Origin of the sequence: Bacillus sp. PS217, assembly GCF_037963535.1 — a bacterium.
Lineage (GTDB): Bacteria > Bacillota > Bacilli > Bacillales > Bacillaceae > Bacillus > Bacillus subtilis.
This window is the reverse complement of sequence record NZ_CP150157.1, coordinates 1,539,548-1,553,261: the sequence shown is the minus strand read 5'-3', so window position 1 is coordinate 1,553,261 and position 13,714 is coordinate 1,539,548. Positions and strand designations below refer to the sequence as shown.

General features: G+C 41.7%; 15 protein-coding genes. 6 read left to right on the top strand and 9 right to left on the bottom strand.

Annotation, left to right across the window (positions count from 1 at the left end):
• Nucleotides 1-24 precede the first annotated feature (24 nt).
• A complete protein-coding gene (gene typA, locus NSQ83_RS08195; protein ID WP_003232278.1) occupies nt 25-1,863 on the bottom strand; it encodes a translational GTPase TypA in 1,839 nt (612 codons plus the stop codon).
• Nucleotides 1,864-1,975: 112 nt separating this feature from the next.
• On the opposite strand from typA, the gene NSQ83_RS08190 reads away from it, so the two are divergent.
• On the top strand, nt 1,976-2,164 hold the full coding sequence (locus NSQ83_RS08190; protein WP_003245500.1) for a YlaF family protein: 189 nt from the start codon (nt 1,976-1,978) through the stop codon (nt 2,162-2,164).
• A 272-nt stretch (nt 2,165-2,436) separates the two neighbouring features.
• Nucleotides 2,437-3,048, top strand: coding sequence for a hypothetical protein (locus tag NSQ83_RS08185; protein ID WP_015252161.1), 612 nt, complete (start codon nt 2,437-2,439; stop codon nt 3,046-3,048).
• 39 nt (nt 3,049-3,087) lie between these two features.
• On the opposite strand, the gene sigQ is transcribed toward NSQ83_RS08185, so the two are convergent.
• Genes sigQ through NSQ83_RS08165 form a run of 4 tightly spaced genes read right to left on the bottom strand, consistent with a single transcriptional unit; the run spans nt 3,088 to nt 6,098 of the window.
• Nucleotides 3,088-3,381: an anti-SigP sigma factor SigQ gene (sigQ, locus tag NSQ83_RS08180; RefSeq protein WP_046664155.1), complete on the bottom strand. Its 294-nt coding sequence runs from the start codon at nt 3,379-3,381 to the stop codon at nt 3,088-3,090.
• Nucleotides 3,378-3,899, bottom strand: coding sequence for an RNA polymerase sigma factor YlaC (ylaC, locus tag NSQ83_RS08175; protein ID WP_015252163.1), 522 nt, complete (start codon nt 3,897-3,899; stop codon nt 3,378-3,380). Before ylaC ends, sigQ begins: the two co-directional genes overlap by 4 nt.
• Nucleotides 3,899-4,168 (bottom strand): hypothetical protein, encoded by a 270-nt coding sequence (locus NSQ83_RS08170; protein WP_003232287.1) that lies wholly within the window; start codon nt 4,166-4,168, stop codon nt 3,899-3,901. The genes ylaC and NSQ83_RS08170 overlap by 1 nt, the downstream gene beginning before the upstream one ends.
• Nucleotides 4,158-6,098: a hypothetical protein gene (locus NSQ83_RS08165; RefSeq protein ID WP_082359948.1), complete on the bottom strand. Its 1,941-nt coding sequence runs from the start codon at nt 6,096-6,098 to the stop codon at nt 4,158-4,160. The genes NSQ83_RS08170 and NSQ83_RS08165 overlap by 11 nt, the downstream gene beginning before the upstream one ends.
• A gap of 284 nt (nt 6,099-6,382) precedes the next feature.
• On the opposite strand from NSQ83_RS08165, the gene nprE reads away from it, so the two are divergent.
• Both nprE and NSQ83_RS08155 read left to right on the top strand, forming a co-directional pair.
• Entirely contained in the window at nt 6,383-7,948 is a 1,566-nt protein-coding gene (gene nprE, locus NSQ83_RS08160) for a neutral metalloprotease NprE (RefSeq protein WP_003245026.1), read from the top strand.
• A gap of 353 nt (nt 7,949-8,301) precedes the next feature.
• Nucleotides 8,302-9,216 (top strand): class I SAM-dependent methyltransferase, encoded by a 915-nt coding sequence (locus NSQ83_RS08155; protein WP_029317752.1) that lies wholly within the window; start codon nt 8,302-8,304, stop codon nt 9,214-9,216.
• 77 nt (nt 9,217-9,293) lie between these two features.
• On the opposite strand, the gene NSQ83_RS08150 is transcribed toward NSQ83_RS08155, so the two are convergent.
• The 3 genes from NSQ83_RS08150 to NSQ83_RS08140 all read right to left on the bottom strand — a co-directional run bounded on the left by NSQ83_RS08150 (nt 9,294) and on the right by NSQ83_RS08140 (nt 10,873).
• Nucleotides 9,294-9,722 (bottom strand): GNAT family N-acetyltransferase, encoded by a 429-nt coding sequence (locus tag NSQ83_RS08150; RefSeq protein WP_198878804.1) that lies wholly within the window; start codon nt 9,720-9,722, stop codon nt 9,294-9,296.
• Between the two features lie 25 nt (nt 9,723-9,747).
• Nucleotides 9,748-10,545 (bottom strand): inositol-1-monophosphatase, encoded by a 798-nt coding sequence (suhB, locus tag NSQ83_RS08145; protein ID WP_086343803.1) that lies wholly within the window; start codon nt 10,543-10,545, stop codon nt 9,748-9,750.
• A 139-nt stretch (nt 10,546-10,684) separates the two neighbouring features.
• Entirely contained in the window at nt 10,685-10,873 is a 189-nt protein-coding gene (locus tag NSQ83_RS08140; protein WP_009967148.1) for a hypothetical protein, read from the bottom strand.
• A gap of 239 nt (nt 10,874-11,112) precedes the next feature.
• On the opposite strand from NSQ83_RS08140, the gene NSQ83_RS08135 reads away from it, so the two are divergent.
• Nucleotides 11,113-11,751 carry a YktB family protein gene (locus tag NSQ83_RS08135; protein ID WP_015252167.1) on the top strand — a complete coding sequence of 213 codons (639 nt, stop codon included), beginning with the start codon at nt 11,113-11,115 and terminating at the stop codon, nt 11,749-11,751.
• Nucleotides 11,752-11,783: 32 nt separating this feature from the next.
• Here the strand turns inward: NSQ83_RS08135 and NSQ83_RS08130 are convergent, their stop codons facing one another.
• The gene (locus NSQ83_RS08130) at nt 11,784-12,050 is read right to left on the bottom strand and encodes a UPF0223 family protein (protein WP_014476700.1); all 267 of its coding nucleotides are present in this window, start codon (nt 12,048-12,050) and stop codon (nt 11,784-11,786) included.
• Between the two features lie 184 nt (nt 12,051-12,234).
• Between NSQ83_RS08130 and speA the strand changes: the two genes are divergently transcribed.
• On the top strand, nt 12,235-13,707 hold the full coding sequence (gene speA / locus NSQ83_RS08125) for an arginine decarboxylase (RefSeq protein WP_124059819.1): 1,473 nt from the start codon (nt 12,235-12,237) through the stop codon (nt 13,705-13,707).
• Nucleotides 13,708-13,714: the final 7 nt, after the last annotated feature.

Genomic DNA, 13,714 nt, shown 5'->3' with positions numbered 1-13,714 from the left:
TATCTTTTCAAATTCTGCACGAGATTAAGACAATCCTGCTGTTTTTTTCTTTTTAGCTGCTTTTTCACGTTCGTTCTTATTGAGGATCTTCTTTCTTAAACGGATGGATTCAGGTGTTACTTCACAATATTCATCTTCGTTTAAGTACTCTAGAGACTCCTCAAGAGACATGATGCGCGCTTTTTTAATTGTAGTTGTCTGATCCTTTGTCGCGGAACGGACGTTTGTTTGCTGTTTCATTTTGCTGACGTTAACAACAAGGTCATTGTCACGGTTATGCTCTCCAACGATCATTCCTTCGTATACTTCAGTACCCGGCTCAACGAAGATGACACCGCGGTCTTCAATTCCTTGAATACCGTATGATGTTGCTTTTCCGTTTTCCATTGACACAAGTACACCTTGACGGCGTCCGCCGACTTGGCCCGCCTGCATCGGCTGGTAGCTGTCAAACGTATGGTTCAAAATACCGAATCCGCGTGTTAATGATAGGAATTCTGTAGAGTAACCGATCAATCCGCGGGAAGGAACTGTAAAGATGAGACGGACTTGGCCGTTTCCGTTGTTGATCATATCAACCATTTCGCCTTTGCGGGCACCCATTGATTCCATGACAGAGCCAGTATGCTCTTCAGGAACATCAATTTGCACACGTTCAACAGGCTCACAGCGTACGCCGTCGATTTCTTTGATAATAACTTCAGGTTTTGACACTTGAAGCTCATAGCCCTCACGACGCATATTTTCAATTAAAATTGACAAGTGCAGCTCACCGCGTCCTGAAACAACCCAAGCATCAGGAGAAGCTGTTGGCTCAACACGCAAGCTCACATCCGTCTGAAGCTGTGATTGAAGACGCTCTTCGATTTTGCGGGCCGTTACATATTTGCCTTCACGGCCTGCAAACGGACTGTTATTCACGACAAATGTCATTTGAAGTGTCGGCTCATCAATTCGAAGCACTGGAAGCGGATCTTGATGGTCTACAGGACATACCGTTTCACCAACGTTGATATCTTCCATCCCGGAAACCGCAACGAGGTCTCCCGCTTTTGCTTCTTCAATTTCCACACGCTTTAAGCCTTGGAAACCAAAAATCTTTGTAACACGGAATGACTTTGCCGTTCCGTCAAGCTTCATAAGAGAAACCTGCTGTCCGACTTTCATTGTGCCGCGGAATACGCGTCCGATTCCGATACGGCCTACATAGTCGTTGTAGTCAAGAAGGGCAACTTGGAATTGAAGCGGCTCCTCTGCATTATCAACAGGTGCCGGAACATGCTTAATAATGGTTTCATATAAAGCTTCCATGTTTTCATCCTGTTGTTTCGGATCAAGACTCGCTGTTCCATTAATCGCGGAAGCATATACCACTGGGAACTCAAGCTGCTCTTCATTAGCATCAAGCTCAATGAACAGATCCAGAACTTCATCGATAACTTCCTCTGGACGAGCAAAGTCACGGTCAATTTTGTTTACAACAACAACAGGGTTCAGGTTTTGCTCAAGAGCTTTTTTCAGAACAAAACGAGTTTGAGGCATACAGCCTTCATATGCGTCAACGACAAGCACTACGCCGTCAACCATTTTCATAATCCGTTCTACTTCTCCCCCAAAGTCTGCGTGTCCAGGGGTGTCCAAAATATTGATACGTGTATCTTTATAGTTAATCGCAGTATTTTTCGCCAATATTGTAATGCCGCGTTCGCGTTCAAGATCATTAGAGTCCATTGCGCGTTCAGCAACCTGTTCGTTGGCACGGAACGTACCAGCCTGATGTAAAAGCTGATCGACTAGAGTCGTTTTCCCATGGTCAACGTGGGCAATAATCGCGATGTTGCGAAGATCATTTCGAAGTTTCACTTTTTCATCTCCTAAAAAAATTAGATAACTTTCATATTATATCACACATCCTCTTTAAAAGCGTCACGTTTTTCTGTAAACTTAATATAAGACGTAAAAGGGGATGGAATTTATGAAAAAAATGAATTGGCTTTTACTATTATTTGCATTTGCAGCGGTTTTCAGCATTATGCTGATCGGCGTCTTTATCGCTGAAAAAAGCCCTGCAGGCATTATCGCCAGCATTGTACTTGTTTGCGCTGTCATGGGCGGCGGATTTACATTAAAAAAGAAAATGCGCGAACAAGGCTTGCTTGATTAAAAGCATTGCCCCGCCGGCGACATTGTAATCAAAAAACACCGCAAAGAAAGCGGTGTTTTTCATTTCTTTAAGCCTTATCTCCCCTGTTTCTTAGTCAGGAAGATGCAAAACAGCCTTCATACATAGACAATCGTTCTAACGATCACACGTGCAGCCTTCAAAAAGTAGTTCGGCAACGATACACATAAAATACCATAGCGCCTATTCCTCCACCGGAAACTACTCCCTATAATGGAATTTGTAGCACAATTCATAAAAGGGAGAGAAGAAACATGAAGAAAACATTTGTAAAAAAAGCTATGTTAACGACTGCCGCAATGACCTCAGCTGCTCTATTAACGTTCGGTCCTGATGCAGCCAGCGCAAAAACACCGGTTGATAACACTGCTGTTCAACTCCAGCATCAGGCGAGCACTAACGAAGATCTCAATACATTCATTGATATATTAAATCAATGTATATACGAACAAGACGGTGTATATTATTTTGACAGCGACAAAGCTGTCGAGTTAGGAATGACAAAAGAAGAGGCTCAGGTAATTGCTACACTCTGGGAATCGACATCAGAATTTTTCAGCATTGTTTCACAATGTGTGTATCTCGAGGATGGAAATTACAAATTTGATACAGAAAAAGCAGTTGAACTTGGCTTCACAGAAAAAGAAGCACTTGCACTTGAACAATTTTTCTCCGCTGTTTCTCTCAAGATTCACATTCTTCAAGCAGCCATTGTGCTACAAGATGATGTGTACAGCTATGATAAAGACGCAGCGCTACAAGCAGGTGCAACGCCACTGCAAGCTGACGTTTATGAAAAACTCTTCAGTGCCCTGTCACAAGAACAGCTTGCCGCTATTTACGATATGATTCATCCCCAGGCTTAATGTAAAAAAGCGCTTGCCGGAATCGGACAAGCGCTTTTTTTATATCAGCAGTTTGATGATCAGCATCATGGCAACCACCGCTCCAAACCAGCAGGCAGCTTTCATGATCAGTAATCCATAGTACCTCTGTTTAAAACGCAGTTCTTCTTCCGGCAGATAAGCCTCCTCAACGGCCTGCTCGCTTTCCAATTCAAATGGCTCAGCCATCGTGTCATACATGTCTTTGCAGCTGCTGCACATTTTTAAATGCTCTTCTATAACGTGTTCCGTTTCTCTTTTACAATCACCTTCAAGATACAGAGGAAGCAGGTCTCTTACTAGAAAGCAGGTCATATCCGCTCCTCCTCTCTACTTTTCGTCATGTGTTTCTTAAGTTCTAATCTAGCCCGGTGCAATGTGGTTTTCACCTTAGAAAGACTCCATCCCAATATCTCAGCGATTTCTTCATAAGAAAGCTCTTGGAATTCTCTTAAAATCAAAACGGATTGATGCTGATCTTTTAACTTCAGGAGCTCCTGCCGCAGTGTTTCGCTTTTCACCGTTCGTGACAGATACTGTTCAGGCTGCTCATAAGTTGTTTGCGTTAACCCTTCATTTTTGCTGATTTCAGTAAATTGGTATTTGACATCCCTTCGGTACCAATTGATAAAGGTATGATGCGCAATGGTGTAGAGCCATGTTCTGATGGAAGAATGCCCCCTAAACGAAGCCAGACCGTTAAGAGCTTTTACAAACGTGTCCTGCGCTAAGTCCTTGGCTGTTTCAAGATGATGAGTCCTTCTGAATAAATAATTTAAAATTTCTTGATAATACTGCCGATACAAGTCCTCAATGGAATCCCTATGCTTCATTAAAAGTAAAACCACACCGTCATCCAAATGGCCAATAAAATGAAACAGATATACATGGAAGACAGGTATACTTTCATATATCTGATTTGGCTTTCTTCTTCAGCACCGGGACTTCTCTTTAAACAAGTTTTACTCTTTAAGTCTTCCGCATTCTTTTGAAATAGGGATTCATGCTGTTTCATCCATTCCATTGATTCATCCTCTAGCTCTCCTTCTTTATACAGGTCGTATAAGTCTACAAAAACAGACTCTTTTTCTTTATGATTCATAAAGACTTTTCACCTCTTGTGTTTCTCCATCCACTACATAGGCATCATGGCGATTTGAACCAAACGGCTGAATAATGATCAGCCATGCATAATGCCGTTCATCCCCTCTTTGAACGATAATCGGACGCATACGCTTTTTGTAAATAACATCCTGATATAGAGAAGCTACCTTTTCGTAAGCCAATGTTCCATTACGATACGTATAAGGGAATGACTGATCAGGTGTATCGCTGTATACATAAACGTTTAGCTGACCTTGATCTTCAAAAAACTCATATGTTTTAGAAGAATCAGTATACATCACCATGTCACCCTGACTGCTTTTTTTCTTCTTTTCTGATCCACGAGCATCGAAGATCGATAATATCTGATGCTGCATCCGGCTGTTAGCCATTGAGATATTCTTTTTCATCGGAAGCGAAAGACTATGTAAACAACCTGATTCGCCCTCAAATTCCAAAACAATTCCACCTTTTGTTTCCACTCTCACCATGCTTCCGAGCAGGCTATTGCTTTCAATATCAGTGATCTGATAAGGCTGTTTTGAGATGTTCAGCGCTGTAAACATTTGTTCCACTTTGTCTTGAATGTCTTGTTCCGTTATATGAACATGCAGAAGAGAGTCAAGCTGGTAAATCGATGGATCTTCACTAAAACCCATTAAGGTTTCCTTTTCCCAATAAAATACCGCGCCATCATCAGCATGATCTTTTTTATGAAGCTGGTTTTTCAGGTATATACGTACGACTGTCTGGCCGTCCTCATTTGATACCTTTGTTTCGATATGATCCTTATGTAACACACGTCCGTGTCGCTCAAGGAAAGCGATGGACTTCCGCTTGTACTCCTGATTCGTTAGCTTTTTCCCATGTGCTTTTTGTAAGTATTCATAATTACGAATCAGCTGCGATACTTCATCTACCTCAGCTTTGTAACCTTTGCTTTCAAATGAGTAGAAATAATGCACATCCATGTTTGTATCATGCAAATAAAGTGTTTCATCCGTAGGAAAAAATGACTTTAGTATCTGTTCCGCTTTTTCTGATGAAATGTGCTCCCCGACAAAATTGAATGAATCATGGACATTTGCTGGCTTTGATACAGCGAAAGCAGCCGTTCCTATGTTATATATCGGATTTAACAGCAGGACAAAAAACACCAGGACAGCCATCGTCACCCACTTATTCACACGCACATAAACCTTTCCTGACTTTTGGAACAGATGATAGCTCATCAAAAATCCCGCCATTGCCAAATAAATCGTATATGGCATTACTGCACCATAATCTTTTGAGATTTGATTGGGATATGGCGCAAGCAGCAAGACAAGCAGTCCGATAATCAGCGTATAAAATAAGCCTAGTAAGATCTTATCCGTTCTCCAATACAGCTTGAAAAACACTACATTCAACGCAATGGGAAGAGTGATGATGAAAAACAGAAACACGAATGCAATCGGCTCCATCCCATCCGGGTATTCCTTCCAATACGAAAAGAAACTAAAAATCATTTGTACGATCGGCAAACTGACAACGGCAAGGTCGAACGTATAAAACTTACCCTTTCCGCCATGATCACGCGGCATCAGCATATAGTGAAAAGCCGTCAGCAGCACATATCCGTATAACAAAAAATGCAGCAGCGGCAGCAGTTCTTTTCCGTCCTCTCTTAAGTAAGCGCTGGTGAAGTTTGTTGATTGCACCTGGTGAATAAGTTCAACAGACACTCCCGCCAGCAGCACAATCCGCAATATAACACCCGCCAAGAACATTGTGCGCTGCCGGTTTATTTTGGGATGATGCACCAAAAGATATAAGCCCGCCAGAACAACAATTGACCATTGAATCAGCAGGGTGCTTTGTCTGCTTAATATTAAATAACGTTCGAAATGCAATACATAATGACTGAATAACTCCAACACGAACAACAATCCTTTACTTCTTATTAAGGCCTCATTCGGTTAGACAGCGGACTTTTCAAAAAGTTTCAAGATGAAACAAAAATATCTCATCTTCCCCTTGATATGTAAAAAACATAACTCTTGAGTGAACCATCACATGACACTTGACTCATCTTGATATTATTCAACAAAAACAAACACAGGACAATACTATCAATTTTGTCTAGTTATGTTAGTTTTTGTTGAGTATTCCAGAATGCTAGTTTAATATAACAATATAAATTTTTCAGTATTTTCAAAAAGGGGGATTTATTGTGGGTTTAGGTAAGAAATTGTCTGTTGCTGTCGCTGCTTCGTTTATGAGTTTATCAATCAGCCTGCCAGGTGTTCAGGCTGCTGAAGGTCATCAGCTTAAAGAGAATCAAACAAATTTCCTCTCCAAAAATGCAATTGCGCAATCAGAACTCTCCGCACCAAATGACAAGGCTGTCAAGCAGTTTTTGAAAAAGAACAGCAACATTTTTAAAGGTGACCCTTCCAAAAGGCTGAAGCTTGTTGAAAGCACGACTGATGCCCTTGGATACAAGCACTTTCGATATGCGCCTGTCGTTAACGGAGTGCCAATTAAAGATTCGCAAGTGATCGTTCACGTCGATAAATCCGATAATGTCTATGCGGTCAATGGTGAATTACACAATCAATCTGCTGCAAAAACAGATAACAGCCAAAAAGTCTCTTCTGAAAAAGCGCTGGCACTCGCTTTCAAAGCTATCGGCAAATCACCAGACGCTGTTTCTAACGGAGCGGCCAAAAACAGCAATAAAGCCGAATTAAAAGCGATAGAAACAAAAGACGGCAGCTATCGTCTTGCTTACGACGTGACGATTCGCTATGTCGAGCCTGAACCTGCAAACTGGGAAGTCTTAGTTGACGCCGAAACAGGCAGCATTTTAAAACAGCAAAATAAAGTAGAACATGCCGCCGCCACTGGAAGCGGAACAACTCTAAAGGGCGCAACTGTTCCTTTGAACATCTCTTATGAAGGCGGAAAATATGTTCTAAGAGATCTTTCAAAACCAACAGGCACCCAAATCATCACATATGATTTGCAAAACAGACAAAGCCGCCTTCCGGGCACGCTTGTCTCAAGCACAACGAAAACATTTACATCTTCATCACAGCGGGCAGCCGTTGACGCACACTATAACCTCGGTAAAGTGTACGATTATTTTTATTCAAACTTTAAACGAAACAGCTATGATAACAAAGGCAGTAAAATCGTTTCTTCCGTTCACTACGGCACTCAATACAATAACGCTGCATGGACAGGAGACCAGATGATTTACGGTGATGGCGACGGTTCATTCTTCTCTCCGCTTTCCGGCTCATTAGATGTGACAGCGCATGAAATGACACATGGCGTCACCCAAGAAACAGCCAACTTGATTTATGAAAATCAGCCAGGTGCATTAAACGAGTCTTTCTCTGACGTATTCGGGTATTTTAACGATACAGAAGACTGGGACATCGGTGAAGACATTACGGTCAGCCAGCCTGCTCTTCGCAGCCTGTCCAACCCTACAAAATACAACCAGCCTGACAATTACGCCAATTACCGAAACCTTCCAAACACAGATGAAGGCGATTATGGCGGTGTACACACAAACAGCGGAATTCCAAACAAAGCCGCTTACAACACCATCACAAAACTTGGTGTATCTAAATCACAGCAAATCTATTACCGTGCGTTAACAACGTACCTCACGCCTTCTTCCACGTTCAAAGATGCCAAGGCAGCTCTCATTCAGTCTGCCCGTGACCTCTACGGCTCAACTGATGCCGCTAAAGTTGAAGCAGCCTGGAATGCTGTTGGATTGTAATATTAGAAAAAGCCTGAGAAATCTCAGGCTTTTTTTTCGTTACATATCTTGATTACTCTCTTCAGCAGCAATGACGAAAAGATGCTGCCATGAGACAGAAACGGCTTCTGATTTGCAAAAAGAGGGATGCAGCCGCAAGTGCGCATTTTATAAAAGCTAATGATTCAGTCCACATAATTGATAGACGAATTCTGCTACAGGTCACGTGGCTATGTGAAGGATCGCGCGTCCAGTTAAGAGCAAAAACATTGACAAAAAAAATTATTTATGCTAAAATTTACTATTAATATATTTGTATGTATAATAAGATTCTCCTGGCCAGGAGAATCTTATTTTTTGTGGAGGATCATTTCATGAGGAAAAATGAGTCCAGCTTAACGTCTTTGATTTCAGCTTTTGCCCGTGCTTATCACAGCAAATATGACACACCTCTTATTTTTGATGATTTTATCGCAAAAGATCTCATTAACGAAAAAGAGTTTATCGACATCAGTAAAAATATGATTCAAGGAATATCGTTTTTCAACAAAGAGATCGCCGAACGTCTTCAAAATGATCCTGAAAAAATATTAAAATGGGTTGCACAAATCCAGCTGTCTCCCACGCCCCTAGCACGTGCTTCTTATTGTGAAAAAGTCTTGCACAACGAATTAATCCTGGGGGCAAAACAGTATGTCATTCTTGGAGCGGGGCTGGATACTTTCTGCTTTCGGCATCCAGAATTAGAAAACAGCTTACAGGTTTTCGAGGTTGACCATCCGGCTACACAGCAATTCAAAAAAAATAAGCTGAAGGATGCAAATCTGACAATTCCGGGTCATCTTCATTTTGTTCCTATGGATTTCACCAAAACGTTTTCGTATGATCCTCTCTTAGATGAAGGATTTAAGAACACAAAAACATTCTTCAGCCTTCTCGGAGTGTCTTATTATGTAACACGGGAAGAAAATGCAAGCTTGATCAGCAATTTATTTTCTCATGTCCCGCCTGGAAGCTCTATTGTTTTTGATTATGCGGACGAAACACTTTTTACAGCAAAAGGGACGTCAAATCGAGTTGAACATATGGTGAAGATGGCTGCCGCAAGCGGGGAACCGATGAAATCATGTTTCACTTATCAAGAGATTGAACATCTGTTAGAGTCATCTGGTTTACTGATCTATGAACATCTATCACCAGACGACATTAATGACCTTTTCTTTAGTAATCGAAAAGACAATTTGTCAGCGTTTGAAACGATTCATTATATTCATGCGGTAAAAAAATAATTTTCAAATTATCAGAAGCCTCTCAATGTTTGAGAGGCTTTTTATTGAACCCGCATGCAGCAAATAAGCTGCCATTATCATATGGCAGCTTCTGCTAAAGGCTTCACCAGGATCATAAATGATTTGCCTTTCTCATCTTTTTCCGTTTTCAGCTGTTCAAAGCCGCATTGGCTTAAAAACAGTATCCATTCCCTGCGCTCAATGGGAACTCCCGCAAACATCGCTTTATGTTTCGCTCTAAGCAATTTGCTGATCTGTTCAATGATCATCTTCGCATGCCCCTTTTTTTCTTCAGCCGGGTCAATCAGGACCGTTCCGAGCCACGGCTTACCGTTTGAAGGAGACCACTCGAGATGGTAGCTGACGGCAACAGGCATACCGTCTTTTTCCCATACAAGCCATGAACCGTTGTACATGGAGTAGGAAATGATATAGTCTTCTGCATCTTTATCTCCAAACTCCTCCTCTTTCCATACAGGTTGAGCCTCTGCGAGCTTTTCTAACAAGCTGAGATCATCCTGCTCAAATGGCCTACTTCCGAGCATGAAGATACTCTTCAAATATCGTTTTATGTATAGATGGGTTTCCGGCTAGCACACTGTGGTTTTCTAAAAAGGTAAACGGCTCTCCTTCAATGGTCGTATAGGTGCCTCCTACTTCATTTAGCAGCACACAGCCGGCTGCGTAGTCCCATGGCGCAAGCCGCATCGTGATGTAAGCATCTATTCTTCCTGCCGCGACATTTGCCAGCTCTAAAGCGGCAGAACCGTAGGAGCGTGTGCCTCTGACTCTTTTCACGAGTGGCGCTAACACACTTTGATCAATTCTTCTGTTTTCCGTTACCCATGTTGCATTAATGGCAAGTATCGCTTCTTCAATGACGGTTTCTTTTAATGGAGCCAGCTTCGTTTCATTCATATAAGCTCCTCTGCCGCTAAATGCGTGATACAACTCATCGTGCACCACATCATAAATTAAACCGATTTTCCCTTCACCGTTTTCAAAAATCCCAATGGAAATCGCAAAATTTCTTTGCTGGTGCACAAAATTCATCGTCCCATCAATCGGATCAATAATCCATACGACTCCCTCAAGTGAGTGGATTTTGTCTCCTTGCCCCTCTTCACCGAGTATCCGATGTCCCGGAAATGTTTCTTGAATTCGATCAATGAAAAACTTTTCGGTTTCTTTGTCAATATTGGTGACTAAATCATTCGGATTTGATTTCGTTTCAATTGTCAGGCTTTCATGCATGGATTGTTTAATTCTCGCGCCTGCTTCTCTTATCCACTTCTTTGCAATCTCATCAATTTCCGTCCAATTTGTCATTCGTTCGTACCTCTCTTCTATGTAGACCTTTTATTTTATAGGATACTGATAACGGCAATGAAAAAGCAAGGAAAATGAAAAATATCCCTTCTCACGTAAAAACGAACCATTCATGCGGTTCGTTTTCACTATCGCTTTTTTACCCGTTAAGACGAATCCATTCTTTTCTAAGTCGCTCAAGTTTGTTTTTGCTTTGTTCAATCTGCTCTTCATTTTCTTTCTGCATTGCTTCATATAGGGTTGCCAATTCATAATCAACCTCTAGTCTCCAGACAGCAACACGATTGTTTTTCTCTTCCTTAAATCCCTCTTTTACAACTTGCCTCATTGTCTTTCGCCCCTTCCAGAGATCATTTGTTTGTAAAAAAGCATCCCATTTTGCCATTCAACAATGATTACTTCTTATATCGTATGATTGTTCTATTTACGCGCAACATGATTCTGAAAATTGTGTGTTTACCTACTCGTTTATTACCACATTTCCCCTTACTTCAAACGCGCTCAATCTTTTTGAAGCTCGTATGAACTGTGATAAAATATGTATACTTAGCATGAAGGAGGAAAATCATGACACAAATGCGTTTCACTGAAGAGGACTTTAACACTTTTACAATAGAAGGCTTAGACGCGCGCATGGAAGTATTAAAAGAGACGGTCCGTCCGAAGCTTACAGCTCTAGGCGAACATTTTGCCCCAACTTTATCAGCTTTAACCGGAGATGAAATGTTTCCGCATGTGGCAAAGCACGCAAGAAGATCCGTCAATCCCCCGGCTGACAGCTGGGTGGCGTTCGCAAACAGCAAAAGAGGCTATAAAAAACTGCCGCATTTCCAAATTGGTTTATGGGAAAGCCACGTCTTTGTGTGGTTCGCGATTATTTATGAATCCCCTATCAAAGAAGAATACGGCAAATTGCTTGAAGTGAACCAAGAAACCATTACGAAAAATATCCCTGACAGCTTCGTTTGGTCTGCAGATCACACAAAACCGGGAGTACATAAACAGTCTGAAATGGACAAGGAACAGCTGAAGACACTGTTTGAGCGTTTGCAGACTGTAAAGAAAGCTGAGCTGTTATGCGGCATCCAGCTCCAAAAAGAAGAAGTGCTGAATATGAATAACCAGGAATTCCTTCAGCGTATCGACGATGCCTTTAAGCAGCTTGCTTTTCTGTACCGTCTCACCCAAAAAGTATCACAAGCATAAAAAAGAGCCGGGATATCCCCCGGCTCTTTTTCTTACATCTTAATCTTCGCGTGATCAGATTCTCTCGCCTGTTTGACCGTGCGATAAGGAGAATATGTACTTTGTTCCTCAAACTCGCCGCATATCTTTTTTTCTTCGGCCTTCCCCGGTACAATTTCCTTGAAACGGCGGTAAGCTTTAAGCAGTTCTTCACGATCCGCCCCTTTTTCATATGCAAGCTCAACCTGCTGGAAAAATGCAATCACATCCACTGCTTCTTCGGTTGTCCAATCTTCATTCATCGGATATTGATACTCCATTTTCTTCACTCCTTGTAGATTTACTTCCCTTAAGAGAAAGCATCTTCATTTGATCATAAATTGTTCTTTACATTCTTTCAAGTTCATAATATAATTCATTTGTTTTACGTCTAAAAAACGGTTGAGAAACTGATTTTAATACACACTATTATGCATAGGTATGATTACAAAGGTGGGAAAACAATTGTCGCAACATGAAACACCCTTATACACAGGACTGAAAAAGCATGCAAGCAGACAGCCTGTTCAATTCCACATTCCCGGCCATAAAAAAGGGGCAGGAATGGACCCAGAATTCAGACAATTTATCGGTGAAAACGCGTTAAGCATAGATTTGATTAATATTGAACCATTAGACGATCTGCACGCGCCAAAAGGCATTATTAAACAAGCACAAGACCTGGCTGCTGAAGCATTTGGAGCGGATCATACATTTTTTTCTGTTCAAGGAACAAGCGGCGCCATTATGACAATGGTAATGGCTGTTTGCGGACCTGGCGATAAAATTATTATTCCAAGAAATGTTCATAAATCAATTATGACAGCTATTGTATTTTCCGGAGCGATTCCAATTTTTATTCATCCTGAAATTGACAATGAATTGGGCATCTCCCACGGCATTACACTTGAATCTGCTAAACGGGCGCTTACCGAACATCCGGATGCAAAAGGGCTTCTCGTCATCAACCCGACATATTTCGGTGTTGCAGCCGACTTAAAAAGCATCGTAGAACTCGCTCATTCGTTTGATGTGCCAGTGCTTGTGGATGAAGCACACGGCGTTCACATTCATTTTCACGATGAATTGCCGCTTTCAGCTATGCAGGCAGGAGCGGACATAGCAGCGACAAGTGTACACAAGCTGGGCGGATCACTCACGCAAAGTTCGATTTTGAACATGAGAGAGGGCCTTGTATCAAAAGACAGAGTGCAATCCATACTGAGCATGCTGACAACTACGTCAACTTCTTACTTGCTTCTCGCTTCTTTGGATGTTGCCAGAAAACGCCTTGCAACAGAAGGCCGCCAGCTTGCTGAGGAAACACTCAAGCTTGCCAATCAGACGAGAGATCGCCTCAATCAGATTGAAGGCATTTATTGTGTCGGTTCTGAGATTCTAGGGTCGAAAGCAGCTTACAGCTATGATCCGACAAAATTGATTATCTCTGTGAAAAGTCTTGGCCTGACAGGACATGACGTGGAAAAATGGCTTCGTGAATCCTTTAATATTGAGGTTGAGCTTTCTGATCTGTACAATATTTTGTGTATTTTCACTCCTGGTGACAGCCAAAATGATGCAGACCGGCTTGTAGAGGCTTTAACTGAGATCGCACAGCAAATGTCAGAACAAGATGTAACACATCAGCAAACTGAGGTTCTGCTTCCAGAAATACCTTTATTGGCAATGACTCCTCGTGATGCTTTTTATGCAAATACGGAAGTCATCCCATTAAAAGAAGCATCCGGACGGATTATTGCTGAATTTGTCATGGTATATCCGCCTGGTATTCCAATCTTCATTCCAGGAGAAATTATTACAGAAGAAAACATCAGCTACATTTTTAAAAACCTTGACGCAGGCCTCCCTGTTCAAGGACCTGAGGACTCGACTTTACATATGATCCGGGTCATCAAAGAACAAAAAGCAATTCAATAAAAAATAA

Excerpts from the sequence above, each read along its gene's own strand:
- NSQ83_RS08190 (WP_003245500.1), top strand. The coding sequence starts at position 1,976 with ATGAAAAAAATGAATTGGCTTTTACTATTATTTGCATTTGCAGCGGTT.
- NSQ83_RS08155 (WP_029317752.1), top strand. The coding sequence starts at position 8,302 with ATGAGGAAAAATGAGTCCAGCTTAACGTCTTTGATTTCAGCTTTTGCC.
- suhB (WP_086343803.1), bottom strand. The coding sequence starts at position 10,545 with ATGACAAATTGGACGGAAATTGATGAGATTGCAAAGAAGTGGATAAGA.
- NSQ83_RS08185 (WP_015252161.1), top strand. The coding sequence starts at position 2,437 with ATGAAGAAAACATTTGTAAAAAAAGCTATGTTAACGACTGCCGCAATG.
- sigQ (WP_046664155.1), bottom strand. The coding sequence starts at position 3,381 with ATGACCTGCTTTCTAGTAAGAGACCTGCTTCCTCTGTATCTTGAAGGT.
- ylaC (WP_015252163.1), bottom strand. The coding sequence starts at position 3,899 with ATGAAGCATAGGGATTCCATTGAGGACTTGTATCGGCAGTATTATCAA.
- NSQ83_RS08130 (WP_014476700.1), bottom strand. The coding sequence starts at position 12,050 with ATGGAGTATCAATATCCGATGAATGAAGATTGGACAACCGAAGAAGCA.
- NSQ83_RS08140 (WP_009967148.1), bottom strand. The coding sequence starts at position 10,873 with ATGAGGCAAGTTGTAAAAGAGGGATTTAAGGAAGAGAAAAACAATCGT.
- NSQ83_RS08135 (WP_015252167.1), top strand. The coding sequence starts at position 11,113 with ATGACACAAATGCGTTTCACTGAAGAGGACTTTAACACTTTTACAATA.
- NSQ83_RS08170 (WP_003232287.1), bottom strand. The coding sequence starts at position 4,168 with ATGAATCATAAAGAAAAAGAGTCTGTTTTTGTAGACTTATACGACCTG.